This window comes from Streptomyces sp. NBC_01351, assembly GCF_036237315.1.
GTDB lineage: Bacteria > Actinomycetota > Actinomycetes > Streptomycetales > Streptomycetaceae > Streptomyces.
The window spans coordinates 1,696,062-1,721,604 of sequence record NZ_CP108356.1; the positions used below are offsets into that span (position 1 = coordinate 1,696,062).

The window sequence follows — 25,543 nt, forward strand, 5'->3', positions numbered from 1 at the left end:
GGGTCCGAGGGCCACCTCGTACGAGCCCGACTGGAACGCGCGCCCCCAATCCGGAGTTGGCGGCCATCGCCGAAGGATGCCGGCGTACTCGTGCTGGTGGTGGGCAGCAGTCTGGCGTGTGGACCGGGCTCGTCGGTCCGGCAGCAACCGATGTCAGGCCAGTGCGGCTCCGCCGTCGAGGGTGAGCACCGTGCCGGTCGCGTAGCCGTTGCCCAGGAGGTAGAGGTAGGCCGCCGCGGCCTCCTCGGGGCTGCCGACGCGCTGCACGGGAAGGCCGCTGCCTTGCGCTTGGAGGAAGGCCTCCGGCTCGGGCACGGTGCTGTCCCAAAGCTCGGTACGGATCGCGCCGGGGCGGACCGCGTTGACCCGCAGTGGGGCGAGTTCCAGGGCCAGGGCTCGCGTCAGACCCTCGACGGCTGCTGTGATGCTTGCGCCGAGCGAGGCTCCGGGGGCGGGCCGGGTGGCGAAGGCGCCGGAGGTGAAGGTGATCGAGCCGCCGGGACGGAGTTTCGGCGTCGCGTACTTCGCGGCGAGCAGGGCACCCCAGAAGCGGCGCTCGAAGAACGCTCGGGACTCCTCGGCGGTGAGGTCGGCGAGCGGCTTCAGCAGCAGGGACTCGCCCGCCGTGTAGACGAGGTGGTCGAACTCGCCGATCCGGTCGAAGAAGGCAGCGAGCGCGGCCTCGTCGGCGACGTCCAGCAAGATGCCTTCGGCCGGGCCACCGAGCTTCTTCACCGCCAGGTCGACCCGGCCCTGGCTGCTGGAGGCGACGACCACGTTCGAGCCCTGAGTCGCTGCGGCCTGCGCAACGGCGAATCCGATGCCGGAGGTGCCACCTATGACGACGACACGCTGGGTGTCTGCTGTGTTGTTCATGGCGAGGACGCTACGTGTCACGGCCGAGACAACGAATGGTCAGAAGTCTCGATTCTTTGTCTGATCGTCTCGATCTCAGCACGCTATGGTGAGTGCATGGACATACTCAGCGACACGCTCGCGGCCCTGCGCACCGGGCGTCCGTCTGTTGTCCGTACCGACGCGCAGGCGCCGTGGGGTGTGCGCTTCCAGCCCATCGCGGGAGCCGGATTTCACGTCGTCGTCGAAGGGCACTGCTTTCTCCTGCCGGTCGGCGGCGATCCGATAGCCCTGGGCCCCGGCGACGTCGTGTTCCTGCGGCGCGGCACCGATCACGCCATCTGTGACGCGGTCACCAGCGAGCTGGTCGCCTTCGAACCCGACCGCGTCGACACCTCCTCTCCGATCGGGAGTTTCACCGTCGAGGGCGACGGCGCTCGCAGCGTGCTGGTATGCGGGGCCTACCACCTCGACATCGACCGGCCGCATCCGCTGCTCGGCGATCTCCCAAAGGTCATTCACCTCCCGGCCAGCCCCGGTCGCCATCCGGCGCTGCGCTCGGCGGTCGAGCAGCTCTGCGCCGAGATCCACCAGCCTCAGCCGGGTTCGGACTCGGTGGTCACGGCGCTCGTCGATCTGCTGCTTCTCTATATTCTGCGGTCCTGGTACGCCCAGTTGCCCAGGGAGCAGACACAGGGCTGGGCCTCGGCACTGAACGACCCGTTGATCGCCCCGGCGCTGAAGGCGATCCATGACGACCCGGCGCATCCGTGGACCGTCGAATCGCTGGGGAGCCGGGCAGGGCTGTCGCGCGCCACGTTCGCCCGGCGGTTCACCACGGTGGTCGGCGAGCCGCCGCTCAGCTACCTGACGACGTGGCGGATGGCCGTCGCGGCGCGGATGCTGCGGGAGACGGTCGACTCGCTGAGCGCCGTGGCCGAGAACACCGGCTACACCTCGGAGTTCGCGTTCGCGAAGGCATTCAAGCGACACTTCGGCGACCCGCCTGGGGCATATCGGAGGGAGTGGCGGACGGCGTCGGCTTCGCTGTCGGTGCCGGTTTGATTCTCTTGGGCGGAGTCTGGGTTCTTGATCGTTCGTCAGCGTGTCGTCAGCGGTTGACTTCGAGGTTGGTCAGGCCGGAACGAGACCGGCTCTCTGCGGGTCGCCCAGACACACGTCGTGACCTGCGGAGATGCCGCTCGTTCGGACGTGTCGCGCGATTCTTACCGGCTGGCCACAAGGGGTAATCTCGTCCGGTCACGGACGGCAATCGGATCGTCTGTTCAACCCAGGAGAACCCACATGACTGATCTGAACTCGCTGCGGGCAAGCCTTGCGTCGGGTGAGCACGAGTTCGCCGACACCTTGGCCTTCATCTCTGCGCAGTACGAGTATCAGCCGCAGGCGTTCCGCAACGGGGAAGTGGAAAATGCCGCGGGTGAGAACGAGGGTTCCTGCAAGACGCTGGGACTGGCCCTGCTGGAAGGGCTGAGCGACCAAGAAGCGCTGTTGGCATTCGGTGAGCACTATCGCAGTGTGCTGGCGACGCCGAACGACACTGATCACGGCAACATTCGCAACCTCATGGCCCATGGCCTGGCAGGGGTGAGCTTCGCCGGGCAACCGTTGGCCCGCAAGAGCTGAACAGGGACATCCGGGCGAGCACCGAGGGTCACGAGCTCTGCGGCGACCGAGGACGGCCCGGACCGCTGCCCTTCCGGAACCACCCGCTCGGCCATGGGCGGACCCTACGACAACGTGGTTGTCGGTGGAACGGGCGCCGGCGACCGTGAGAGCGCTACTCGGCTCCGGTGGCCGTGATCCGTTCGAGAATCTCCGTGTAGAGGGACCGCTTGTCGGGACGGGCATGGTCGGCGGCGTGTCTGAGGGCGGGGATCGCCGGTGTGCCCATGGCGATGAGTCCCTCGGCCGCAGTGCTGCGGACCACGGGATGGGGGTGTTCCAGCATTCCGGTCACGGCGGGGATCGCGGGTGCCCAGGTCGCGTGACAGAGGGTACGGATCGCCGTGCGCACCAGGTCCGGCTGGGGGTCGTCCAGCAAGATCGAGGTGTGGTGCAGGTAGGTCTGCCGGTCCAGCACGGCCCGCGAGGTCCGGTGCGCGTGCAGGCGGACCTTGGGCTTGGGGTGGTGCAGCAACTCATCGATCAGGTCCCGCAGGCCGGGGTCCTGGTCTGCGCCCGGGGCGCTGTGCCCTTCGGTCAGTCGCGTGAGCGCTTGGCGTATCTGCACCGGGTCGCCGGTACGGGCAAGGTCCAACAGCTCCTGCCGGGAGGGGGGTTGTGATGCTGCTGCACGCGCGGCGGGGGATCGGTCACGGAGCGCTGCCAGGGCGTCGGCGTCCTGGCGTGCCGTGTCCGGGCTGCGGAGCGGTCCCTCGACCAGGAGCAGCTGGTCCGCGAGGTCGTCGCGGCCTTCGGCGCGCAGCCGCCGACAGGTCCGCGTCAGCGCGGGGGTACGCAGCAGGGAACGCCCGCGGAGCAGGTCGAGGAGCCCCCAGGCGCCGGCGTCGAGGCGGTCGCCGAGGTGCTCCGCCAGTACGTCGGCGGGGACCTGGCCGAGTGCCTGCCCGGCCGCGGAGCTGCTGGACGGCGGGTCGTGCTCCCACCATTCCAGCAGCAGCGGGACCAGCGGTTCCAGGTCCCACGGGTCGAGTCGGCTTGCCGTGAGAGCGACCCTGTCGTGCCGGATTCCGTCCGCGCGGAGTTCCCTCTCGCCGATGACGCTCAGTGTGCGGGCCAGGTCGACACCGACGGGTACGTCGATGCGGCCTTGCAGAAACGCTCGGAGCACGGGAAGCCTGCACTCGGGCTCGGGCCACTCCAAGAGCGCCAGGGCCGCGGCGTGCCGGCGGTCCGGAGCAGATGCCTGCAGCATGGCCAGCAGGCGGTCCCGCAGTGCGGTCGAACGGGGCTGGTCGAGGTCGTCGATGTGCACGGTCCGCGGTCGCGGCGCCGGCGCGTGGGCGGTTTCGGTGATGGTCCAGGGTGGTGCGTCGAGGGGCTGGACGTCCGTCATCCAGTCGATGAGGGCGGCGCGGACCTCGGTGCCGGCTGGGGCGTAGGCATCGATCAGCGCGGTCAGGCGGTCCCGGGAGGCCGGGATGGTTCCGTCGTGCTTCCGGCGGAGTCTGCGGAATTCCTCCAGGGCGGCCGGTGTGCGGACGGCGGCGTCCAGGGCCGCTCGCCACGCCTTTGTCTCGGATTCGGTGTCGGATTCGGATCCGGTTTCGGGTGCGGTTTCGGATACGGTTTCGGCCTTGGCGTTGGCCTTGGCCCGCGCGGTGGCCGGAGGGGCCTGCGGGACGGCGAACGCGTCCCGTAGTACGGCGGTCTCGGCCTGCCAGGGGTTGGTGCCCAGCCGGGCCGAAGCGAGTGCGTGGTCGAGATCGGCGCGGACCGGCACCGCGCCGAGGCTGCGGAGCAGCGTCAGTGTGGACGGGCCGTCGGCGGGTGCGCAGGGCAGCGCGCGTACCGTGTCGGCGACAGCCTGCTTCTCGACCGCCGACAGGGTCGGCGCGACCGCTTCGAGTACCGCCAGGAGGTCGTGCCGGTCTTCCGTCGCGGCCTCGGCGAGCCCGTCGAGCAGGACCTTGGTGGACCGGGCGAAGGCCCTCAGTTCCTCGGGCTTCCACGGTGCGGGGCAGAGCCGGAGCGTGAGCCGCAGTACGCGACCTCGCGCAGCGGGTTCGGAGGCGGCCAGGCGTAGCCAGTCCGGCAGCATGGGCCGAAACACCCGCAGCCGGGTGGGGTGCGGCAACTCCTCCCGTGCGGCGATGCGTAGCGCGACCGACGTGCGCCAGCCCTCCGCCTCCAGCGACGTGACGTCGAGGTCCGCTCCGGTGTCCGCACCTGCCGGCGGCGCGGCGGGCGCGGGGATCCCGTGCTTGGCCATGGCCGTCGACAGGTCCTCGATCGTCCCGCAAGCGAGGCGGACGCGGCCGGTCGCCACCAGGGCGAGCAGGGTCGGTGCGACCGGTGACGCCTGGCCGTCCAGTGCGAGGACCGAGCGCGCCGACAGGGTGCGGTCGAGGCCTTCCAGCAGCAGTTCGCGGGCGCGGCCGCCTTCGCTGTGTTCGGCGGCGGCGAGGACGGTCGCCTGGTACGCGTCGCCGAGGATGGTGCGCAGCGCCTCGATGAGCGTGCCGCGCAGGCCCGGGTTGTCGTGATGCCCGAGCCAGAAGAGCAGTGTCGGTACCGCCGTGGGCGTGCCCGCGCGGACCAGGACCTCGGCGGCGGTCCGCTTGATGTTCATGTTCGGATGGCCGAGACGTGCGGCGATCGCGGTGGAGGCCCAGCGGGCCCGCGCGTGACCGAGCGCGAGCAGCGCCTGCCGTACGGTCTGGATGTCCTGGGCGGCGGTCAGCGCGATCAACGTGGCCGACAACGCCTGTGCGTCCTCCCCCGTGGCCTCGCGGGCGAGCAACGCGATCACGTGCTTGCGCACGTGCCGGTCACGGTGGCGCAGCAGGCGGTGCACCCGCGCGCGGGTGCCCGGGTGGGGCGCTCGGAGCAGGAGTTCGAGCAGGATCGCCTGCTCGCTGCTCGACAGTCCGGGCCGGTCCAGCAGATCGAGCGCCATGGTCGCGACCAGCGCGTGTCCGGCCTCTTGTGCGGTCGCCGCGTCGAGCAGGCAGGACGGCCTGATCCGTCTCCGTTCGTGGAGGCGGCGGCCCAGGCCGTGTACGGCGACCAGGATCTCCTGGGGTACCACGGGCTCACCGGTCGGCTGTCCGCTTTCGAGTCGCGGGGCGGCTCCGCCAGGTTCCCCGGACGTCGCCAGCTCGGCCACGATGCGCAGGAGCAGGTCCGCGATGACCGGGAGCGTGCCGGCGCTGCCGTGGGCGGCCAGTCTGCACAGTGCCGCCACCGGCTCGTCCGGGTCCAGGTGGGAACTCAGGAGGGCCAGTTCTTGTTCGTCCGGGCCACCGAGGTCCGCCGCGATGCGCGCCGGCAGATCGGCGGGATCGAGGCGGACGAGGAGGGCCCGCCGCTGTGACGGATCGAGGGTCAGGTGCCACAGCACCTCAAGGGCGCGGTTCCGCACCGCGCGGAGATGCGGCGCGATCACGCCCGCGCTCTCCTCCGCGGCGAGCCCCAGCCCTTCCCTCAACGCTGTCGTCGTCCGGTGCCCGCCGATGGCCTCCAGAGCCTCCAGGGCCGCTGCGGGCGCCGACGGCAGGAGGGCGATCACGGCGTCTTCGGCATCCGCATGGCGCAACGCACGGATCGCGTCGAGGAACGGCTCCGGCGCGGGGGCCGAGGGAAGAACGCGTGTGATCGCGTCCCCGATCGGAAGCTCCCCCGCCCCCTGTCCGGCGAGGGCGACCAACAGCGTGAGCCGCCGCCGCCAGCTCGGATCGTCGGCGGCCGCATCGACCAGTTCACGGAACATCACCTGCCGGCAGGTGAACAGGATCGTCGCGACCTCGCGGGGCGGAATCGAGTGATCGGCCAGCGCCAGGCCGATGATGGACGGAACGTGCGGACCGTCCGGGAAGTGCCCGCGCCGGTGGAGCCCGCGCAGGCATGTCATCGCCGGCCCACCGAACAGCAGCGGGTCCCGTGCGGCTACGGCCGTCAACGCGCCGATGTCACTGCGGTCCGCCAGGTCTCCGAGTAGTTCCAGCGCGCGCCGACGCAGACCCGGCGGGAGGTGCGGATCGTCGATGACCTGCTGCAGGAGGCCACTGTGCCCGTGGTGGGCTGCGGCCACGAGTGCGGCCTCGGCAGCCTTGGGCCATGCGTTCACCGAATCGGCGGCGAGAAAAGGAGACAGACGCCCCGGCGGCAGGGGATCCAACGTCGCCCACGGCTGGGCGAGTTCATCCAGTGCGTCGGCGACGAGGTCTGCGCTGCCTGCGCTACCTGCAATGTCTGCGCCGAGCAGGCTGATCACGTGCTCGCGAACCAGTGCGGGAGCCAGCAGGCCGGCGTGCAGCCCCTGCCGGGCCAGCCGCAGCGCCGCGGCCTGCAGCACCGGATCACCGCTGTCCACCAGCTCGTTCACGAGTTGCTCGGGCCGGTGCGCACGGGTGGCGGTCGCTTCCCGCACCGCCTGGTACAGCAGTTCACCCCGAGGCTCGTTCCGGATCACCGAGGGCTCGTTCAGGAGCTCAGCGCACAGCCAAGCGATCTGCACCCGTACCGGCAGCTCGGCCGTACGCCACGACGGCCGGCGGAGCCCCCGGAGATACGGCCCCAGTCGTTCATGGAGCCGCGCCAGGACGAGCACCGCCTCCGGCGGCCCCTCCACTGATACCGGCAGCAGCCCCGCGAGCTCGGCCATCTCCGGCTCGTCGCCCGTCCGGCCCGACGTGACGCGCTCCGTCAGCAGGACCAACCCCAGGTACCGCAGGCGGGAATCCTCGTGCCGGATGAGGCGTCCGAAGACGGCCGGAGGGCAGAGCCGCGCGTCGAGATGGCCGGCCAGCCAGCCGACGTCTGCTCGACGCACCGCGTCCTGGAAGGACTTGTCTGCCGGCGTCGTCATCGCCATCGCCCTCGTCATCGCCATGTGCACACCCTGCCATCACCGTGATCCGCCGGACGTGCCCGGGCCGTGCCGGTCCGGCGCCGCTGCCTGACCCTTGACAACTCTTCATGCACCTGACAGCAGTGGCACTGCACCACCACGCACCACTCCCACCAACGGCACAACACCTGCAGGGAGCGATCAGCGCATGACGACCAAGCCCGAGAGCGCGGGATACGGCCAGGACCACGACTACGACTACGACGTCGTCATCAGCGGAGCCGGCCTCGCCGGCAGCGCCGCGGCGATCCTGCTCGCGCGACGCGGTGTCCGCGTCGCGCTGCTGGAACGCCGCTCGGACGCCGGCGCGTACAAGGTGCTGTGCACCCACTCCCTCACGGCCTGCGCCTACCCGGTGCTGGACGAACTCGGCCTCGTCCCCGCCCTCGAGAAGGCCGGAGCGGTCCGCAACGAGGCCCGCTGGTACACCCGTTGGGGATGGATCGAGCCGAGGGCCGCACCGGCGGGCCCCGAGCTGCCGTACGCGTACAACGTTCGGCGCAGCACCCTCGACCCGTTGATCAGGTCCCGTGCGGCAGAGACCCATGGCGTCGATCTGCTCCTCGGTCACCAGGTGACCGGGCTGGTCCGGGAAGCCGGGCGAACCGTGGGCGTACGCGCGTCGACACCACGGGGCGAGCGCGAGATCCGGGCCCGCCTGGTCGTCGGCGCCGATGGCAAGGACTCGGCGGTGGCGAAGTTCGCCGGGGTGCCTGCCCGGCGGTACGAGAACGCGCGGTTCGGCTACCTCGCGCACTTCCGCGGCCTTCCGCTGCCCGGCGGGGTCAGTCACACATGGTTCCTCGAGCCCGATATGGCGTACGCGTTTCCGAACGACGACGGGGTGACGGTGGTCGCGGTGCTCCCGGACAAGAAGCGGCTGCCGGCCTTCAGGGAAGACCTGGAGGGCAGCTTCCTCGCGTTCGTCCGCGCCCTGCCCGAGGCGCCGCCCATCGACTCCGCCGAGCGCATCACGAAGATCACCGGCACGGTCGACTACCCGCTCCACAGCCGCAAGGCGACCGCCCCGGGCCTCGCGCTCATCGGCGACGCCGCCCTGACCGGCGATCCCCTGTGGGGGGTGGGATGCGGGTGGGCCCTGCAGTCCGCGCAGTGGTTGGCGGAGGCGGTCGCTCCGGCCGCGAGCGGTCGGGGGGACCTCGACAGAGCGCTCACGACGTACGCACGCAGGCACCGGCGCCGGCTGGGCGGACACCAGTACCTGGCCGCCGACTTCGCCAAGGCGCGTCCGTTCAATCCCGTGGAGCGGCTGATGTTCTCGGCGGCGGCACGCGATGCATCGGTGGCGCGGCACATGCACCTTTTCGCGTCCCGCCTGATCGGCCCGCTGCGGTTCTTGAACCCGGTGGCCCTGGCCAAGGCTTCGGCCGTCAACATCCGGCATCGCGGGGCGGCCGCGCCACCCGCGCACCTGTCGCGCACCGGGTCGTGACCCCGGCGCTCACCAGTCGACGTGTGCGGTGATCCAGTCGGCCAGCGCGGCCTCGTCGTCCGGCGGGGGCAGGTCGGGGCCGTGGGTGAGGGGGGTACAGGACAGTTGTAGGTGGGTGAGGAGGCCGTAGGGGCCGTTGTCGGCTGCCGGTCCGAGCACCAGGGCGTGGGTGGGGGTGCGCCAGATCCGGTGCGTCAGCGCGGGCCCGGTGACCACGGCCGCGGAGGACAGGGTCGATCGCTCGGGGGGTGTGCCGAGGTGATGCGTCACCGCCTGCGCGGCCTGCTCGAGTACGGCCTCGCAGTCCTGGTCCGTGCAGGGTTCGTGGCCGCTCCAGCCGGGCTGCGCCTGCCAGTCGTCGAGGACGCCGTGCAGCCACGAGGCGTTGTCCATGCCCTCATCGTCCGGGTCGACGGGGTACAGCTCTCCGAAGACGAGGAAGGTCCTGGCAGCCTCGCGCCCGAAGGGGCTCATCCCGTCGGTGCACAGCACGTGCCCGTGCCCGGTCCCGAAGGAGTCGCAGAGCAGCTCGTGTTCCCAGCGCCATCCCCGGCGCCGCACCTCCGCGTCGACGGCTTCGAAGTTCTCCGGGACGTGCGGGGCGGCCGGCAGCTCCAGTAGTTCTGCGACGGCCGCAGCGCTCAACGGCCGGTGGGCGAGGGCATGTACGGGGAGCGGCATGTGGATCACTCTAGAAGCGGGCCGAGAGCCGGACGGTCGGAAGGTAGGCGGCCGGTGGTTGGGCCGGCGGCAGGCTCACGGTGGGGTGGGGGTTCGTCAGGACGGCCAGCACCTCTGTCGCCGGATATCCGAACAGGTCGACGTCCTGGAGAACCACGGGTACGGCGGACGGCCCGGTCGGCGTGGAACCGCATCTGCGGAGTTGGACGGCGGCGAGGCCGTCCCGTTCGTGCTCGGCGCGGCCCAGGCGGTCCCTGCTGTCACCGTAGGCGAGCAGCTCCAAGCCTTCGTGGCAGGCGGTGAAGGCCCAACCCGCCTGACAGACCCAGGTCTCGCGTACATCCGCCAGAGTCGCGACCGCCCACTGGGCTTCCCGCTCCGACATGCCGAACCGCAGAACCCCGGCGTTGTGCGGCAATGCGAGACCAGTCCCCGGCAGCAACTCGAACATCTCCCGATGGTGACCCACGGGCGTGCGCCAGGGCAACGGCACGTGTTGCTCAGAGGAGGCGTTCGGGGACCGAGCCGGCGGGGGTCGTGCGCGTGTGGAGGTCGCCGTCCGGGGTGACGAGCTCTACGTCGCCCATCGGGTCGGCCGTGACCTCGCCGACGACGGCGGCGTGGCGGCCGTAGCGGTGGGTGCGGAGGGCCGCCAGGACGGGCCGGACGCGTTCGGGCGGGACGAACAGGCACAGGCAGCCGGCGCAGGCCGCGTCCAGGGGGGCCAGGCCGCGGGCGGCCAGGGCCACGCGCGCCTCGTCCCGTACGGGCACGGCGGCCTCCTCCACGCGCAGGGTCAGCCCGCGGCCGGCGGCGCACTGCCGCAGGACCTCCGCGAGGCCGCCGGCGGCGACCGTGCGGGCGTGGCGGATGTCGGTGCGGGAGGCGCCGGCGGCGGCGCGCAGGAGCCCGCCGAGGGGGGCACAGTCGCTGGGCACGTGGTGTTCGTAGCCGAGGCCGTCGCGCAGGGAGACCAGGTGGGCGGCGTGGCTGCCCAGGGGGCCGGTGACGACGATGCGGTCGCCGGGGCGGACCGCGTCCAGGCCGAGCGGGGGGCCGCTGAGCACCCCGAAGGCGGTCGCGGTGACGAAGACCCGGTCGGCCTCGCCGGCGCGGACGACCTGGGTGTCGACGGCGGCGATGGCGACACCGGCCTCGCCGGCGGCGGCGCGGACCGAGGCCGTCAGCCGGCGGACGAGGTCCAGCGGCAGGCCGGCCTCCAGGACGATGCCGAGGGCGATGTGACGGGGTTCGGCGCCGGTGGCGGCCAGTTCGTTGACGGCGCCGCAGACGGCTACCCGGCCGATGTCGCCGTTGCCGAAGAAGGGCGGGTCGACGACGTACGTCCCGGCGCGGACCACGACGGTGGGGTTCGGGGTGGAGGGGTGCGGGGTGAGGGCGTTCGGCGTGAGGGCCCGCGCGATCAGGGCGCGTGCCTCCGGGCCGAAGCCGACCTGGGCCGTGTCCCACCCCTGCGCGTACGTCACGACAGCCACCCCCCGATGCCCACGAATCATGATCGTGAATCCATCATCCTGCGGGGGTGGCGTGCCGCATACCCGTGTTCGGGCACCTCTGCCGATGAGGGGTCAGTAGGGGCGGTCGTACGCGCGCAGGAGGAGGACGGCCGCGACGGTGGCCAGGGCGGGGAGGGTGGCGAAGCCCACGAGCATGCCGAGCTCCGCCGTCGCGGACTGCTCGGCGGCGTGGCCGGTGCCGGAGGAGACGTAGCCGGAGAGCTGGAGGACCAGCCCGTAGAGGAAGGGGCCGAGGGCCACACCGAGGCCCTCGCCGGTCGTGAACACCCCTGACAGGACGCCTGCTTGGCGGCGTTCGGTGCGGGCGGTGTCGCGGGCGATGCAGTCCGGGAGCATCGCGTACAGGAAGAGCAGCTGACCGGCGTGACCGGTGCCGGCCAGCGCCATGCTGAGCAGTACCGCTCCTTCGGGCAGGACGGGGGCCGCGAGGAAGAGCAGGCAGCCGACGGCGAAGAGGGTGGAGGCGACGGTGTAGCCGCGGGGGCCGCGCAGGCGTTGCCAGAGGGGCATCGTGAGGAGGTTCGGGGCGACGAACGCGGCGACGAGGGCGCCGACTCCGGAGGAGTCGTGGAGCACGTGCTCGGCGAAGTACGGGGCCCCGGCCAGGAGGACGCCGGTGGCGACGGACTGCACGACGACGCAGCGCAGCAGGGCCATGAAGGGCGGGTTGGAACGGGCGGCGGCGAACTGCTCGCGCAGGGTGGGTTCGTTGGCGGGGGTGGGGGTCGGGGTTGGGGCTGGGGTGGGGCCGGCCGCTGGGGTGAGGGCCGGGACGGGGGTGGGGACCGGGACGGGGGCGGAGGCCGAGGTGGGGACGGAGGCCGAGGTGCCGGTCGCCTTGCCGGTTCTGGTGGCGGCCGCGCCCTTTGCCGTGCCTGCGAACACCCAGAGGGCGCCGAGGGCGATGATCGTCGCGCCGAAGACCCCGACCCAGCGGTGCCCGGCGAGGCCGCCGCCCCCCGCTTCGACGAGGGCGGGCGCGACGCCGCCGGTGACGAGGGCCGCGACCCCGATGACGGCGACGCGGCCGCCGACCAGGCGCATGCGGTCCGCTTCGCGGTCGGCGAGCTCGGCGGGCATGGCGACGTACGGCACCTGGAAGAACGCGAAGGCGGTCGCGGTGAGCAGGTATCCGGCCGCGGTGAACCAGGCGCCGGCGGTGCCGGGCAGCGGGCCGGCGAAGGTCAGCGCGAAGGCCAGGGCCATGGCGAGTCCGCCGCCGAGGACGTACGGGCGGCGGGCGCCCCAGCGGGTCCTCGTACGGTCGCTGGCTCGGCCGACGAACGGGTTGAGCACGGCGTCCCAGGCCTTGGGCACGAACACGATCACCCCCGCCAGCGCGGCGCCGACCCCCAGGGTGTCCGTGAGGTACGGGAGCAGGAGCAGCCCGGGGAGGGTGGTGAACGTCCCTGTGACGAGCGACCCCGAGGCGTAGCCGAACCGCAGCCGACGCGTCATCACACCGGGGTTGGGTCGGGGTGTCGGCGTGCCCGGCGGGGCGACCCGGGTGCGGGCGGTCCCGGTGATGGCCATCGGGGGCATCCTTCCTCCACGGTACGGAAGGCCCCGCCCCGGGGCTGGGGGATGTCCCGGGGGCGGGGCTCTCGTGAAGGAGCGTGCCTGCGGGCGCATGTACGCGGCTAAAGCCCTTCGGCCGGAGACCGTGGGGGTCGGCGGCGGGGGCGATGCCGACGGGTACGGCCGACGGGCACGGTCCGACAGGCCGGCCGGGACCCAGGGCTTGGACGGGCACACGCCCCTCGCCCCGGGGAAAGGGCGCCGATGCCTTACGGGGCTCCGCAAGGGGCCTCCTGCCTTCGGGTCCGGAGCCGGGAGTCGGGGCAGGGACCGGAGCCAGGACCATGATCGACCAGTGGCGTCCGGGGACGGCCGACAGGCCGTGGCCGTCAGGCCGTGGCCTCAGTCGTACAGCTCGCCGTCGTCGCCCTGGACCCGGGCCCCGCCGCCCAAGGCGCGTGCGACGCTCCGGAGCACGGCGAGGGCGGCCGGGTCCGGGTTCTTGGCGACGATCCGGCCGTCGCGCCAGTCCATCCATGCGCCGTCCGGAACCGTGCGGTTGGGCCGGGGGCGGGTGCGGTGGGGCAGGCCCAGTTCGCGGCCGTGCACCTTTATGCCATGCACCTTGTGGACACCGGGGGCGGGTGGCTGGGGCTTGGCGGGGCGCTTCACCATGGGCCGAGACAAGGAGAGGGACATGACAGTCGACAACCGCACGACCTCGGCTCCCGCCATCCATGGACACGCGGCACTGGCAACGGCAACGGCGGCATCGGTGGCGCAGCATCTGATCCACCGGCCGCCCGCGCGGGCCTACTACGCCCTCGACGCGCCCAGTCTGGGCGAGGAGAACTTCACCCTCGTCGGCGAGACCCCCGTCACCCACCCGCTCTTCAACGACGGACCCGGGTACTTCCACGACCTCCAGATCGCGACCGGCACCGTGCGCGAGATCGGCGAGTTCGTCGGGCACCGCTACTTCGGCGTGCCCGAGGACCGGCCCGGGCTGTTCTACCGGTTCGCGCTCGACCTCACCGATCTCTCCGCCTGGCGGACGGACCGCGCCGGCGGGCGCGCCGTGGCCATGGAGACGCACATCCGGGCCCGGCCCGCGAACGTGGTCGCCGAGGTGCCGCGCGGGCTCGACTTCCACCTGGAAGTGACCATCGACGGGCGTCCCTGCGCGACGGGTGCGGCCGGGCTGGTCTTCCTCATGCCGAAGCTGTACCGCAAGCACGTGGAGCACTCCCGTCAGGCCATGCGTGCCGCGCCCGAGCTCGACGACGCTCCGGACGGGCCGCCGCGGCCGGCGGAGGCAGCCGAAGTGAGCCGGTACGCCGACGAGAACGTCGTGATCAGCGAGCCCACCGACGCCTCCCGCGGCCGGATCAGCACCTGGGTGCTGTCCGCGCCGGTCAGCCCCGTGTTCGAGGGCGCGGCCGGGCAGTTCTCCGGCCTGCACCTGCTGGAGGCGCTGCGCCAGACCTCGCTGCTGACCGCGGGCCGCATGCACGGGCTCGACCCGGCGCGGAGCACGCTCGGGGCCTGCCAGGTGCACTTCCGCGGGCAGGCTGAGCGCGATCTGCCGCTGCGGTGCGTCGCGGTGGCCGGTCCGCTGGGCCGGGACTCCGAGGGCCGGCCGACGGTGCCGGTCACGTTGACGTTGACCCAGCGGCGGCGTGCGGTGGCCGAGGCCCGTACTTCCGTCGTCCAGGACTACTGAGTACGTGAGCACGGTGCGTTTCGGGATCCTGGGCCCGCTGGAAATCACCGGCGGAGCCCCGCAGGCCGCCAAGCTGCGGGTCGTCCTCGGGACGCTGCTGGTCCGTGCGAACGAAGTCGTGTCGGTGGACACGCTGATCGACGAGCTGTGGCCGGAAGCTCCTCCGCGCACGGCGACGACGACGCTCCAGGTGTACGTGTCCCACCTGCGCAAGTCGCTCCGGGCGGCGGATCCGCACGACGGCCGGGAGGTACTGGTCACGCGGCGCCCCGGCTACCTGCTGCAGGTCGGGGCGGGCGAGCTCGATGCCGGCTCCTTCGATGAGCTGGCCCGGCGCGGCCACCGGGCGCTGCTGGCCGGGGACTTCGCCGCCGCGGCCGATCTGCAGCGGCGCGCGCTCGCGCTGTGGCGGGGGCCCCTGCTGTCGGACACCCCGCACGGGCCGCTCCTCGACGGTGCGGCGGTCCGGCTCGGCGAGGCGCGCACGACGGTGCTCGACGAACGGGTCCGGGCCGAATTGCACCTGGGGATGCATCGCGAACTCGTGGCGGAACTACAGGAGTTGGTGGCGGAGCATCCGCTGCACGAGGAGTTCCACGCGCACCTGATGGTGGCGCTGTACCGGTGCGGGCGGCAGGCGGAGGCGCTGCGGGTGTTCGCGCTGCTGCGGCAGACCCTGGTGGAGGAGCTCGGCATCGAGCCGGGCCCGCACTCCCGGCAGCTCCAGCGGCGCATTCTGGAGGGCGATCCCGAGCTGGCGCGTGCGGGGGAACGCGAGACGGTGGTCGGGGGCGAAGGGCCTTCCCACGTAGGTGCGGCAGGTGGCGCCGATCTGGGTCCGCTGCCGGCGTCCGACCCCTGGTTCACCGGTCGGGGTACGGAACTCGATGAGTTGGAAGGGCTGTTGCGCGGCGCGGCGGCCGCCTGGGCGGGTGGCGGCGGTGGCGGTGGCGGGCGGATCGCCGTCACCGGTATGCCGGGTGCCGGCAAGACGGCGCTGGCGGTCGAGGCCGCGCACCGGGTGGCCGACGCCTTCCCCGGCGGCGTGTACTTCACGGACCTGCGGCACGGGGCCGGGGGCGGGCTGCCTCCGCGCGGGCCGGGTGCTGCGGTCGCCGGCGGCCCCGGTCCCGGCTCCCCGGCGTTGGTGGTGGTGGACGGGGTGAGTTCCGAGGCCCAGGTACGTCCCCTGCTGGCGCTGGGTCATGCCGTGCTGCTCACCGCGCGCCGCGTGCCCGCCGGGCTTCCCGGGCTGCGCGTGGTGGTGCTCGGGCCCTGGCACCCCCGGGAGGCGCGGCGGCTCGCCGGGCTGTTCGGCGGGCACGGCGGAGCACGGGGCGATGCGCGGGGTGGCGCCCGCGCCGAGCCCGAGGTGGTCGCTGCCGTCGCCGAACTGTGCGGGCGGCTCCCCCTCGCCGTACGGGCCGCCGCCGCCCAGCTCGCGGCCCGGCCGCACTGGACGCCGGCCACCCTCGCCGAGCGGCTGCGCGGGGAGGACGGGCGGCTGGACGTGTTGCGCAGCGGCGATGTGGACGTACGGGCCCGGCTCATGGAGGCGTACGCGTCCTGTCCCGCCGAGCGGCGGCGGGAGTTCCGCCTGCTGTCGGTGCTGCCGCCGGGCCGGTTCGGCGCCCGGCAGGCCGCCGCCGCGCTGGACCTGGGCGAGGCCCGCGCGCTCGGCTCCCTCGAAGCCCTGGCGGACGAACGGTTGGTGGAGGCGTCGGACCGGGGCTCGTGGCGGCTCCCGGAGCTGCTGCGGCTGCTCGCGGTGGAGCGGCTGGCCGAGGAGGAGGCCCCGGAGGTCGCGCGGGCCGTGGCGCTGCGGGTGTGCCGGGCGTACGCGGAGGCCGCGGAAGCCGCGGTGGAGGCCGGACGCGTACCGGAGCCCGGCGCGGCCGGTCTCGTACGGCTGGCACGCACCGCGTACGACGCCGGCCTGTGGGAGCTGACGGTACGGCTGACGGACGCGGGCGGCGGGTGGGCGTCGCAGGTCGACGCGGAAACCGAAGAGGCCTGCTACACGCTGGGGTTGGACGCCGCACGGCGGTACGGGGACCGCTGCGCGCAGGCGCGGATGCTGCGCTCGCTCGGGGAACTCGCCTGGCGCTATCGGCGTTTGGGGCGCGCGCAGGAGCTCTTCGCCGAGGCCCTGGAACGGGCCCGGGAGGCCGGCGACGAGGAGGAGGCGGGCCGCGCGCTGGTCGGGCTGGCCGAACTGCGCCTGGACCGCGGGGCGACCGTGGAGGCGGCCGCCCTGCTGGAACCGGCGCTGGCCGCGCTGGCGGCACCGGGCCGCACACGGGGCCGCTACGAGGCGAGCCGGGCGCGGGCGCTGGTGGCCCTGGCCCAGGAGGGGCCGGAGTCGGCCCGGGTCTGGTTCGACGAGTGCCTGCGCCTGGCGGGCACGCTGCGCGACCACCGCCTGGAGACGTACACGAAGCGCGCCCTGCGCAGCCTCGGGGCGGGGAGCGTCGGGCCGGCGGCCGGTGGCGTGTGGGCCGTGGAGGCTCGGCCCGGGGTTTGGCGGATCTGTTCGGGTGGGCTCTTCGGTGGGTCGCCCCTTACCTACGGAGAACCATGGCGGTAGCGCTCAGTCCGCGGACGGAGCTCGTCGGCCGGGAGCTCGAAGTCGCCGCGTTGCGGGAGCGGTTGCGGGATCCGGCGGTGCGGCTGGTGACGGTGACCGGGCGGGCCGGTGTGGGCAAGTCCCGGCTGGTCGGGGAAGTCGTACGGGAGATCGGCGCGGAGTTCGAACGGGTGGAGGTGCTCGACGCGGCCGCGGTCGGCCAGGAGCAGCGGTGGGTCGAGGCCGCGCGGGGGGCCGGGGGCGGCGGGCGGGTGCTGCTGGTGCTCGACGGGTGTGATCACGAGGCGCGGGGGGCCGCCGCCGGGGCCGTCGTGGCGCTCGCCGGTGAGGCGCGGGTCGTGGTGCTCGCGACGGCCGTGGAGCCGCTCGGGGTGTACGGGGAGCAGTTGCTGTCGCTCGCGCCCTTGCCCGTACCCGGTGACGGTGCCGGGGAGGGGCAGGGGGAGGGCGAGCTGCATGAGGTGGCATCCGTGGCGTTGTTCGTGCGGCGGGCACGGGACGCGGATCCTTCGTTCGCGCTGACCCTGGAGAACGCCGGGGCCGTCGCGGAGATCTGCCTGCTGCTGGGCGGACTGCCGCTCGCGCTCGAACTCGCCGCGCTGCGCATGCGGTTGCTGCCGCCGCACCTGCTGTCCGCCCGGTTGCGCGGCGGCCGTACGACGGTGCTCGCAGGCGGTCCGGCGAACGCCCCCGAGCGGCACCGTTCGCTCGCCTCGCTCGCCGAGTGGAGCTGCCGCGGCCTGGAGCCGGCTGCCCGCGCCCTGCTGCGTCGGCTCTCGGTGTACGAGCCGGGATTCGGTCTGGCCGCGGCCGGGCTCGCGGACGAGGAGGGTCTCGAGCCGCTGATGGACCGCGGGCTGCTCGCCGTGGTCGGTGAGGAACACGGCGAGCTGCGGCTGGCGGTGCCCGAGCCCGTACGGTCCTATGCGCGCGCCGAGTTGGCGGAGGCGGGCGGTGAGGCCGCGGCGCTGGACGCGCACGCCGAGCGGTACCGGCGGCTGGTGGCCGCCGCGCTGCCGGGGCTGGCCGGGACCGGGCAGGACCGGCTGCTGCGGGACTCGGCGGCCGAGGGCGCGAACGTGCTCGCGGCGCTGCGGCGGCTGCGCGACCGGGGCGACGGGGAGGCGGCCGCGGCCCTGGTGCTGGGCTGCCACCTGCCGTGGCTGGCGCAGGGGCGGCTGCGGGAGGGGCTGGAGTGGTGCGACGCGGTGGCCGAGGGCGGCGGTCAGCCGCTCCCGGAGGCTCTGCGGGCCCGACTGGCCGACCTGTCCGGGGTGTTCGCGCTGGCCCTGGGTGATCCCCAGGAGGCCGTACGCCGCCACCGGCGCGCGCTCGCGCTCGGCAAGAGCGTGGGCGACCGCCGGCAGAACGCGCTCGCTTCCACCCGGCTCGGCACGGCCCTGCTGAGGTCCGGCGACGCTCCGGGGGCGCGGGCGGTGCTGGTGACCGCGTTCAGCGCACTGGCGACGATGGGTGTCACCGGGGGCACGGCCGAGGCGGCGGCCTCGCTCGCCGCCGCCCTGCGCGCCGAGGGTGACCGGCGCAAGGCGGTGGAGATGCTGGAGCGGGCCGAGGAGACCTTCCGGCGGGTCCGGGACGGCCGCGGCCTGGCGGGTGCGCTGCGGACGGCCGCCGCGATGGCGCTGGAGGGCGACGAGCCGGACCGGGCGGAGGCTTCGCTGCGGGAGGCGCTGCGGCTGTACGGGTCCGTCGACGAACGGACCGAACTGCCGGGCGTTCTGGAGGAGTTCGCCCTGCTGCTGCTCCGCACCTCGCCGGCGCAGCGGCCGCGCGCGGTACGACTGCTGGCCGCGGCGGACTCCTTGCGCGGGGAGACCGGCGCCGAGGTGCCGCAAGAGTGGCGCTCCGAGGCCGAGCGGGCCCGTACGGAACTGAGCTCCCGGCTGGACTGGACCGATTTCGCCACCGCGTGGGCGGAGGGAGTGCGGATGACGGCGCCGATGGCGATGGCGGAGGCCTTGTCGGCGCCCGCGCCCTCGCGCCGCCCGGCGGCCGGTTCGGCGGCCGAGGCCCAGTCGCTCACCCCGCGCCAGGTCCAGGTGGCGCTGCTGGTGTCGGAAGGGCTGACCAATCGTCACATCGCGGCCCGGCTGGACATTTCGGAGTGGACCGTGGTCAACCACGTCCGCCAGGTGATGCGCCGGCTCGGCTGCACCTCGCGGGTGCAGGTGGCCGGGGCGGTGGGCCGATGGGCCTGACCTTCGGCACGGTGGAGCGCCGCGTCCTGGAACTGACGGCGCCCGCCGGGGTCACGGCCCGCTTCCGGGCGGCCGGCTGGTGGCGGTCGGAGACCTTCCTGGACGACCTCTACCGCACGGCGGCCGCCGCGCCCGAGCGGCCGGCGATCGTCTCGGAGCGCGCGCTGCGGCCGGCCGGCCGGCGCCGGGTCACTCTCACGTATGCCCAACTCGCCCTGTACGTCGATCGGTTCGCGGGCGCGCTGACCTCGCTCGGGGTGGCGCCGGGCGACCCGGTCGCGTACCAGCTGCCGAACTGGTGGGAGACGGCCGCACTCACCCTGGCCTGTCTGCGGGCCGGGGCGGTGGCGGTGCCCGTGCTGCCGACCGTACGGGCCCACGGGCTGCACCGGATCCTCGACGGTACGCGGGCCCGGGTGTGCGTGGTGCCGGACGCGTGGGAGGGCTTCGCGCACGCCGAGGCGCTCGCGGAACTCGCGCCGCGGCTGCCGTGGTTGCGCCACCGGGTGGTCCTGGGGGGCGGCGGCTCGGTGGGGGCCGGGGCGGTGGGGGCGGCCGGGGTCGCGGGGGCGGCGGCCGGGGCGATCGACTTCGAGGAGTACTTCGCGCGTACCGCGCACGAGCGGACCGCGGCGGGTCGGCGCAGCAGGCCGCTGCCGGGGCAGGCGGACCGGCCCGCGCTGCTGATCAGCGTCATGGGGCTGCGGGACTCGTACACCTCGGTGCTGCACTCCCCCGACACGCTGTACGCCAACGTGTCGGCCCAGCGCCATCCGGACGGCCCGGGCCGGCGGCCCCGCGAGGTGTTCCTGAGCACGCTGCCGCTGACCTCGCTCGCCTCGCTGATCTACACCGTGTGCTGGCCGCTCGCGGTCGGCGGGACGGGCGTCTACCAGGACGTGTGGGACCCGGGCCGCTGCCTGGATCTGATGGCAGCGGCCGGGGTCGACCAGGTCTACGCGGAGCCGGCGTACTTCGCCGAGCTGCTCACCGCGCAGCGGCGGCGGCCGCGGGAGCTGGAGCGGCTGCGGCTGGTCCTGTCGGGGGGCCGCACCAGCACGCCGGAACCGCTCGCGGCGGAGCTGCGGGAGGTGTTCGGGGTGCCGGTGCTGTCCGCTTGGGGGGCGCCGGAGCTGGGCATGGGCGCGCTGTCGGAGCCGGGGGGCGGTGCGGACGCCGCCGTGCCCCTGCAGGGGCTGGAGCTGGAACTGGAGCCGGAGGCGGGCTCCGGAGACGGCGCGGGCGCGGGCGCGGGCGCGGGGTCGCTCAGGGTGCGGGGGCCGTCCGTGGCCCTGGGCACCTGGCCGCACGGCGCTGCGGCGCCGGTGTCCACCTGGGAGGACGGGGACGGCTGGCTGGACACCGGCGACCTGGCCGCGGCCGATCCGCAGGGCGGGCTCCGGGTGCTGGCCCGGGCGGGGACGCGGACCGGCGCGATCTTCATGGTGCCGGTCGCCGAGGTGGAGGAGGCCCTGCTGGCCCATCCCCGGGTGCGGGAGGCCGCGGTGGTCGCCTACACCGATCCGGAGCACGGTGAGATGCCGTGCGCGGTGGTGGTGCCGGGTGCGCAGGAGCTTCCGCCGCGGCCGGCCGAGCTGCGCGAGCACCTGACGGCGCTGGGCATCGCGGAGGCGTTCCTGCCGGCGCGGCTGGAGATCGTCGGGGCCCTGCCGCGCGACGAACACGGCAGGGTCCGGCACGCGGCCCTGCGTACGTGGCTCGGCCGCCTGCGGCCGGGTGGGGCGCGGCCGACGCCGGAGTAGTGCGGCCGGGGGCCGATCACCGGCTCCGCCGGTGTGCCGGGCCCTGCCGGTGTGCCGGGCCCTGCCGGTGTGCCGGCCCTGCCGGTGTGCCGGCCCTGCCCGGACCTGCGCCTCAAACGCCGGCGAGGCTGGAGTTTGACCCAGGCCGACGGCCGTGCTCAGGCCGGGAGATGGCGACCACCGGCTCCGCCGGTGTGCCGGGCTCCGCCCGGACCCGCGCCTCAACGCCGGCGAGGCTGGAGTTTGGCCCAAGCCGGTGGCCGTGCTCAGGCCGGGGGATGGCGACCACCGGCTCCGCCGGTGTGCCGGGCTCCGCCCGGACCCGCGCCTCAAACGCCGGCGAGGCTGAATTTGGCTCAGGTTGGAGGCGACGCCGAGGTCGGCGAGGCTGGGGGTTGGCTCAGGCCCGAAGTGGCGATGAGGCTGGATACGGCTCGGGGCGGGCTCGGGGCCCGGTCAGTGTTCGCTGCCCGCTACTCGGCGGGCGAAGGCGTTGAGTTCCTTGCGCCAGTGGGGGGCGAGGGGAGCCGCGGCCACCGCCTCGTCCGCGTGGGCCAGGAGGTCGGCGATGGTTTGTTCCGCGGTGTCGCGGGCGCGGGTGTCGAAGAAGATGTCGCGCAGGAACTGGGCGTCGCCGTCGAAGCCCGGGCCTCCGCGCAGGAAGCCGCGGATCCGCCAGGCGCCGTGCAGGGCCCGCGCGTACTCCTCGTAGCACTCGCGCAGGTCCTCCCGGCCCGCGAGCGCCGCGCCGATCAGCAGGGCGTGGCGCAGCCCGTACCAGCCCGCGCCGCAGCCGGTTCCGCAGCCGTCGAGGCACTGGCCCGGCCAGGCGTCGTCGAGGTACTCGGTCGCCGCCGCGGCCTCCGCGTGTGCGCCGATGGCCCGTTCGGTGCGCAGGTCGTCCCACAACTGCCAGGCGGCCGGGGGGAGTCGAACCGCCAGGCGGTCACCGTACGCGAGGGCGAGGTCGCCCGCGAGGACCGCGGTGCCCTCACCGAAGCGGCGGGACTCGCCGCGCCAGCCGTTGCGTTCGTGTTCGGCGGCGTGGCTGATGTGCAGGGTGGGGATGCCGCGACGGAGCGTCGCGTTCTCCCGTACGTCGTCGCGGATCATCAGACAGGTGTCGAGGAGTTCGAGCGCGGCGGACGCGGCCACGGCCTCGTCGCCGTCCGGGTCGCCGCCCGCCGCGAGGTAGCCGGTGAGGCAGATGACCGGGTGGGCGCGCTCGGCGCCGGCCTGGACGAGTTCGGCCACGCCCGCCACCAGTACGGCGCTGCGCGGATCGGAGGTGCGGCGGCTGCGGTGCTCCTCGGCGAGCAGCCGCGCGAGACGCTCCTCGACCCGGTCGAGCATCGCGTCGCGCAGCTGTCCGGGCGTCGCCGTCCGCCACGGCTGGTCGTGCGTGGGTGTGGTGGTCATGGTGCCCTCCCTGGTGGGCTGCGGCTCATGACCTGACCTTCCCGGACCTGCCTCGCGGGAGCCAACGTGGGGCGGTGGAGCACGCGAAGCAGGCGGGGAGCGGGGGTGTCGGGCGCCAGTTGTCTGCCAGGGAAGGGCGCGGGCGGGGCGACCTTGTCATCACCTTGTCATGGGTGGGGCCGGGAGGGGGCCGGGAGCGGTCAGACGAACTCCGCCACGCCCAGGTGGAAGTCCACCGGGAGGGCCTGGCGGCCGGGGATCTCCAGTTTGCGGTAGACGCGGGTGAGGTGTTGTTCCACCGTGCTCACCGTGATGTACAGCTTCTGCGCGATCTCCCGGTTGGTGTGGCCGTGGACCGCGAGCAGTGCGACGCGCTTCTCCGATTCGCTGAGGCTCGCCACCAGGTCGGCGTGCGGGGCGTCGGACGCCTCCGGAGTCCGCGGGCCGTCTCCGGTGTGGCCGGGGAGGATCTTCACGCACAGGGCCTCCGCGCCGCACTCCTTGGCCACGTGCCAGGCCCTGCGGTTGACCATCGCCGCGCGGGCCGGTTCGCCCAGATCCCGCAGCACCTGGCCGAAGTCGCCCATCGCGCGGGCCAGTTCGTACTGGTCTCCGGAGCGGTGCAGGTCGTCGACGGCCTTGGTGAGCAGTGCCTGGCGTTCCTTCGGCTCGCGCAGGGATGCCCGTAGGCGCAGGGACATGCCCCGCACCCAGGGGTCGGCGGCGTCCCGGGTGGTGAGCTGGTCGGCCAGGAACCGGTCGGCCTGGTGGGTTTCGCCGAGCCGCAGCAGGGCCTCCGCCGCGTCGGTCCGCCAGGGCAGGACCCGCGGGCGGTCCAGGCCCCAGCGCTTCATGTGGCGGCCGATGTCGAGGAAGTCGCCGAGGGCCGCGTGGAAGCGGCTCGTGGCCAGCGCGTAGTGGCCGCGGGCCCGGAGGTACGCCAATCCGTGGATGCTGCCGGTCAGTTGGGCCGGGACGGGGCGGCTCAGTACGGCCGCGGCCTCCTCGGGGCGGCCCATGGCGGTGTAGGCCCGCACCAGGGTGCCCGCGACGGCGCTCAGCTGGATGCCGCCGCCGCGCGCGGGCGCGGCCCCCAGGACGGCTGCGGCGGTCGCGGCGGCGCCGGTGAGGTCGCCGAGCCGCAGCCTGGCCTCGGCAAGCAGTCCGGCGAAGACGGTCTGCCAGCCGGTGGCGCCGCGCCGCGCCGCCTGTTCGGCGAACGCCTCGCACCAGGGCAGCGCCCGGCCGGCTCCGTCCAGGTGGAGCAGGGTGCGCAGGGCCTGTACGACCGGCTCCACGGTGCCCTCGGCCAGGGTCGCGCCGCGCAGGAAGAGATCGGCGGCCTGCACGGCCGCGCCTTCCTCGGCCTCCACCGGGAGGGCCCACAGGGCGGCGGGGTGGACCGCTCCCCGGGCGCCGCGTCCCGCGGGGTGCGTTCCGGGCTCGGCGGGGGCGCCGCGTCGGCCGGAGGCCGCCCACTGGGGGAACGCCGAGAGGCCGTCTAGCGGTTCGTCGCCGGGGACATCACCGGCGTGCCTGCGTTCCCGCTCGGCGGCGGAATGGCGGCCATCAGCCGGGTGGCGGCCTTCACCGGGGTGGCGGACGTCTCCGGAGTGCCGGACGTCACCGGCTGCGCGGGCTTCACCTGCGAGGCCGCCTTCACCGCCGTGGCGGGCCTCGCCGAGGTGCCGGCCCTCGCCCGCGTGCCGACCCTCGCCCGGGTGGCGGCCCTCGCCGGCGGCGAGCCGTTCCAGCACCTCCGTCGACTCGTCGATGCGGCCCTGCGCCGCCAGGGCGCGGGCCAGCGGGCCCAGGACGCGCGGCTGCAGCCGGCCTGCGGCCAGAGCGGCCAGGGGTTCCGCGAGGTGGCGTTCGGCCGCGGCCGGGTCGGTGCGTCCCGCGACGACGCTGAGCCTGACGCTCACCTCGGCGCGCCGCGCGTCGTCCGGACACGCCTCGTGCGCGAGCCGCAGCAGGGCGGTGGCCTCGGCGAGGGCTCCGTCGGCCACGTGCTGGTCGGCCGCGGAGCGCAGGACGGGCAGGGCCCATTCCTCACCGGTGTGTCCCGCGGCGAGGAGTTGGGCCGCGACGGCGGTGTCGGGAGCGCCCGCGGCGCGGGCCAGCAGGGCGGCTTCCCGGTGCAGGGCCCGACGGGCCGCCGGGTCCATCCGGTCGAGTACGGCGGCACGTGCGGCCGGGTGGCGGAGCCCCTGCCCGGGCTCCGCGGCCCCCGGCTCCTCGGCCCCGGGTGGCGCCCCGGGTTCCGCCGCGAGCAGGCCCGCCGCGTCGAGGGCGGTGAGGGCCCGGGCGGCGGCGGTTTCGGTGGCGCCCGTGAGCCGGGCGACGTGGGGGGTGCTCGCCAGGGAGTCGAGTACGGCGATGGCCTCGGCCAGTTCGGTGGTGGCGGATCCGCAGCGGTGCAGGCAGGCGAGTACGGCCTGGGTGTAGGCCTCGCCGGGCCGGCTCCCGGGGTCCTGGAGCAGGGCGCGCAGCAGGAGCGGGTTTCCGCCGCTGGCGCGGTGCAGCCGGTCGGTCTCGCTGTCGGTGCGGTCGGGCAGCATCGCGCGGATCGCCTCGGGCGTGAACCGTTCCAGGCGCAGGCGTACGAAGTGGGGCAGCCGGAGCAGTTCGGTGCGCAGCAGCGGGTCGTCGCCGCGTTCGTGCACGGATTCGGCGAGCACCAGGAGGACCTTGGCCTGCCGGGTGCCGCGTGTGAGGTGCAGCAGGTAGCGGCTGGAGAGCTCGTCCACGTGGTGGAGGTCGTCCACGCAGATCACCACCGGTGCGGTGGTGCTGAGTTCGCGGACGGCCGCGGCGAACAGCCGCATGGTCTCGATCCGTCCCGCCTCCTCCGGGGACGGCGGCGCGGGGAGCGTTCCGGCCGGGGCGTCTGCGATCAGCTGGCGCAGCACGCCCAGCTGATGGTCCCGTTCGCCGGCGGTTCCCATGGCACGCAGTACGATGCCGCCGCGGTATTCGGCGTTCACGGCCACGGTTTCGAGGAATTCACTCTTCCCGCAACCGACCGCGCCTTCGATGAGAAGTAATCCGGAATTTCCTTCTGTGCAGCCGTCGATCAGCGCATTCAAAAGAGACAGTTCCTCGGCGCGGCGGAACAACACCATAAGATCCCCCAGTGTCCCCGTTCCGTGCGTCCGAAAAGGGGAACGCGAGTCGGATACAGGGCTGATCGAGCAGTGCTTGAGCGAGACTCGAGAATTCTTCATCAGT

General features: G+C 73.9%; 16 protein-coding genes. 7 read left to right on the top strand and 9 right to left on the bottom strand.

From position 1 onward, the window contains the following. Positions 1–153: 153 nt before the first annotated feature. Positions 154–876 (bottom strand): SDR family oxidoreductase, encoded by a 723-nt coding sequence (locus tag OG625_RS07925; RefSeq protein WP_329377698.1) that lies wholly within the window; start codon positions 874–876, stop codon positions 154–156. A gap of 96 nt (positions 877–972) precedes the next feature. Here OG625_RS07925 and OG625_RS07930 point away from each other — a divergent pair, with 96 nt between their 5' ends. Continuing rightward, a complete protein-coding gene (locus OG625_RS07930; RefSeq protein WP_329377700.1) occupies positions 973–1,920 on the top strand; it encodes an AraC family transcriptional regulator in 948 nt (315 codons plus the stop codon). A gap of 240 nt (positions 1,921–2,160) precedes the next feature. Next, complete coding sequence (locus OG625_RS07935; protein ID WP_329377702.1) at positions 2,161–2,502, top strand: HopJ type III effector protein; 342 nt, start codon at positions 2,161–2,163, stop codon at positions 2,500–2,502. A 154-nt stretch (positions 2,503–2,656) separates the two neighbouring features. Here OG625_RS07935 and OG625_RS07940 read toward each other — a convergent pair whose 3' ends face one another. Beyond that, positions 2,657–7,393 carry a HEAT repeat domain-containing protein gene (locus OG625_RS07940; protein ID WP_329377705.1) on the bottom strand — a complete coding sequence of 1,579 codons (4,737 nt, stop codon included), beginning with the start codon at positions 7,391–7,393 and terminating at the stop codon, positions 2,657–2,659. Positions 7,394–7,559: 166 nt separating this feature from the next. On the opposite strand from OG625_RS07940, the gene OG625_RS07945 reads away from it, so the two are divergent. Then, a complete protein-coding gene (locus tag OG625_RS07945; protein WP_329377707.1) occupies positions 7,560–8,864 on the top strand; it encodes an NAD(P)/FAD-dependent oxidoreductase in 1,305 nt (434 codons plus the stop codon). A 9-nt stretch (positions 8,865–8,873) separates the two neighbouring features. Here OG625_RS07945 and OG625_RS07950 read toward each other — a convergent pair whose 3' ends face one another. From OG625_RS07950 to OG625_RS07970, 5 genes are all read right to left on the bottom strand, one after another. Beyond that, entirely contained in the window at positions 8,874–9,545 is a 672-nt protein-coding gene (locus OG625_RS07950) for a hypothetical protein (protein WP_329377708.1), read from the bottom strand. 10 nt (positions 9,546–9,555) lie between these two features. Then, a complete protein-coding gene (locus OG625_RS07955) occupies positions 9,556–9,996 on the bottom strand; it encodes a hypothetical protein (protein ID WP_329377710.1) in 441 nt (146 codons plus the stop codon). Positions 9,997–10,045: 49 nt separating this feature from the next. Then, a complete protein-coding gene (locus OG625_RS07960) occupies positions 10,046–11,032 on the bottom strand; it encodes an AIR synthase-related protein (protein WP_329377712.1) in 987 nt (328 codons plus the stop codon). Between the two features lie 102 nt (positions 11,033–11,134). Beyond that, on the bottom strand, positions 11,135–12,616 hold the full coding sequence (locus OG625_RS07965) for an MFS transporter (protein ID WP_329377714.1): 1,482 nt from the start codon (positions 12,614–12,616) through the stop codon (positions 11,135–11,137). A gap of 387 nt (positions 12,617–13,003) precedes the next feature. Beyond that, a complete protein-coding gene (locus tag OG625_RS07970; protein ID WP_329377716.1) occupies positions 13,004–13,276 on the bottom strand; it encodes a hypothetical protein in 273 nt (90 codons plus the stop codon). A gap of 22 nt (positions 13,277–13,298) precedes the next feature. On the opposite strand from OG625_RS07970, the gene OG625_RS07975 reads away from it, so the two are divergent. The 4 genes from OG625_RS07975 to OG625_RS07990 are packed head-to-tail and all read left to right on the top strand — an operon-like array spanning position 13,299 to position 20,893. Next, the gene (locus OG625_RS07975) at positions 13,299–14,324 is read left to right on the top strand and encodes an AfsA-related hotdog domain-containing protein (protein ID WP_329377718.1); all 1,026 of its coding nucleotides are present in this window, start codon (positions 13,299–13,301) and stop codon (positions 14,322–14,324) included. A gap of 4 nt (positions 14,325–14,328) precedes the next feature. After that, positions 14,329–16,911: an AfsR/SARP family transcriptional regulator gene (locus OG625_RS07980; RefSeq protein WP_329377720.1), complete on the top strand. Its 2,583-nt coding sequence runs from the start codon at positions 14,329–14,331 to the stop codon at positions 16,909–16,911. Beyond that, positions 16,902–19,130 carry an ATP-binding protein gene (locus tag OG625_RS07985; RefSeq protein WP_329377722.1) on the top strand — a complete coding sequence of 743 codons (2,229 nt, stop codon included), beginning with the start codon at positions 16,902–16,904 and terminating at the stop codon, positions 19,128–19,130. The genes OG625_RS07980 and OG625_RS07985 overlap by 10 nt, the downstream gene beginning before the upstream one ends. Beyond that, positions 19,121–20,893, top strand: coding sequence for an AMP-binding protein (locus tag OG625_RS07990; RefSeq protein WP_329377724.1), 1,773 nt, complete (start codon positions 19,121–19,123; stop codon positions 20,891–20,893). Before OG625_RS07985 ends, OG625_RS07990 begins: the two co-directional genes overlap by 10 nt. A 456-nt stretch (positions 20,894–21,349) precedes the next feature. Here OG625_RS07990 and OG625_RS07995 read toward each other — a convergent pair whose 3' ends face one another. Then, complete coding sequence (locus OG625_RS07995) at positions 21,350–22,312, bottom strand: polyprenyl synthetase family protein (RefSeq protein WP_329377726.1); 963 nt, start codon at positions 22,310–22,312, stop codon at positions 21,350–21,352. 200 nt (positions 22,313–22,512) lie between these two features. After that, positions 22,513–25,539 (bottom strand): helix-turn-helix transcriptional regulator, encoded by a 3,027-nt coding sequence (locus OG625_RS08000; RefSeq protein ID WP_329377728.1) that lies wholly within the window; start codon positions 25,537–25,539, stop codon positions 22,513–22,515. Between the last annotated feature and the right edge of the window lie 4 nt (positions 25,540–25,543).

Bases quoted from the DNA above. Each gene is read 5' to 3' on its own strand.
- OG625_RS07925 (WP_329377698.1), bottom strand. From the start codon at position 876: ATGAACAACACAGCAGACACCCAGCGTGTCGTCGTCATAGGTGGCACC.
- OG625_RS07930 (WP_329377700.1), top strand. From the start codon at position 973: ATGGACATACTCAGCGACACGCTCGCGGCCCTGCGCACCGGGCGTCCG.
- OG625_RS07935 (WP_329377702.1), top strand. From the start codon at position 2,161: ATGACTGATCTGAACTCGCTGCGGGCAAGCCTTGCGTCGGGTGAGCAC.
- OG625_RS07940 (WP_329377705.1), bottom strand. From the start codon at position 7,393: ATGGCGATGACGAGGGCGATGGCGATGACGACGCCGGCAGACAAGTCC.
- OG625_RS07945 (WP_329377707.1), top strand. From the start codon at position 7,560: ATGACGACCAAGCCCGAGAGCGCGGGATACGGCCAGGACCACGACTAC.
- OG625_RS07950 (WP_329377708.1), bottom strand. From the start codon at position 9,545: ATGCCGCTCCCCGTACATGCCCTCGCCCACCGGCCGTTGAGCGCTGCG.
- OG625_RS07955 (WP_329377710.1), bottom strand. From the start codon at position 9,996: ATGTTCGAGTTGCTGCCGGGGACTGGTCTCGCATTGCCGCACAACGCC.
- OG625_RS07965 (WP_329377714.1), bottom strand. From the start codon at position 12,616: ATGGCCATCACCGGGACCGCCCGCACCCGGGTCGCCCCGCCGGGCACG.
- OG625_RS07970 (WP_329377716.1), bottom strand. From the start codon at position 13,276: ATGGTGAAGCGCCCCGCCAAGCCCCAGCCACCCGCCCCCGGTGTCCAC.
- OG625_RS07975 (WP_329377718.1), top strand. From the start codon at position 13,299: ATGACAGTCGACAACCGCACGACCTCGGCTCCCGCCATCCATGGACAC.
- OG625_RS07985 (WP_329377722.1), top strand. From the start codon at position 16,902: ATGGCGGTAGCGCTCAGTCCGCGGACGGAGCTCGTCGGCCGGGAGCTC.
- OG625_RS07990 (WP_329377724.1), top strand. From the start codon at position 19,121: ATGGGCCTGACCTTCGGCACGGTGGAGCGCCGCGTCCTGGAACTGACG.
- OG625_RS07995 (WP_329377726.1), bottom strand. From the start codon at position 22,312: ATGACCACCACACCCACGCACGACCAGCCGTGGCGGACGGCGACGCCC.
- OG625_RS08000 (WP_329377728.1), bottom strand. From the start codon at position 25,539: ATGAAGAATTCTCGAGTCTCGCTCAAGCACTGCTCGATCAGCCCTGTA.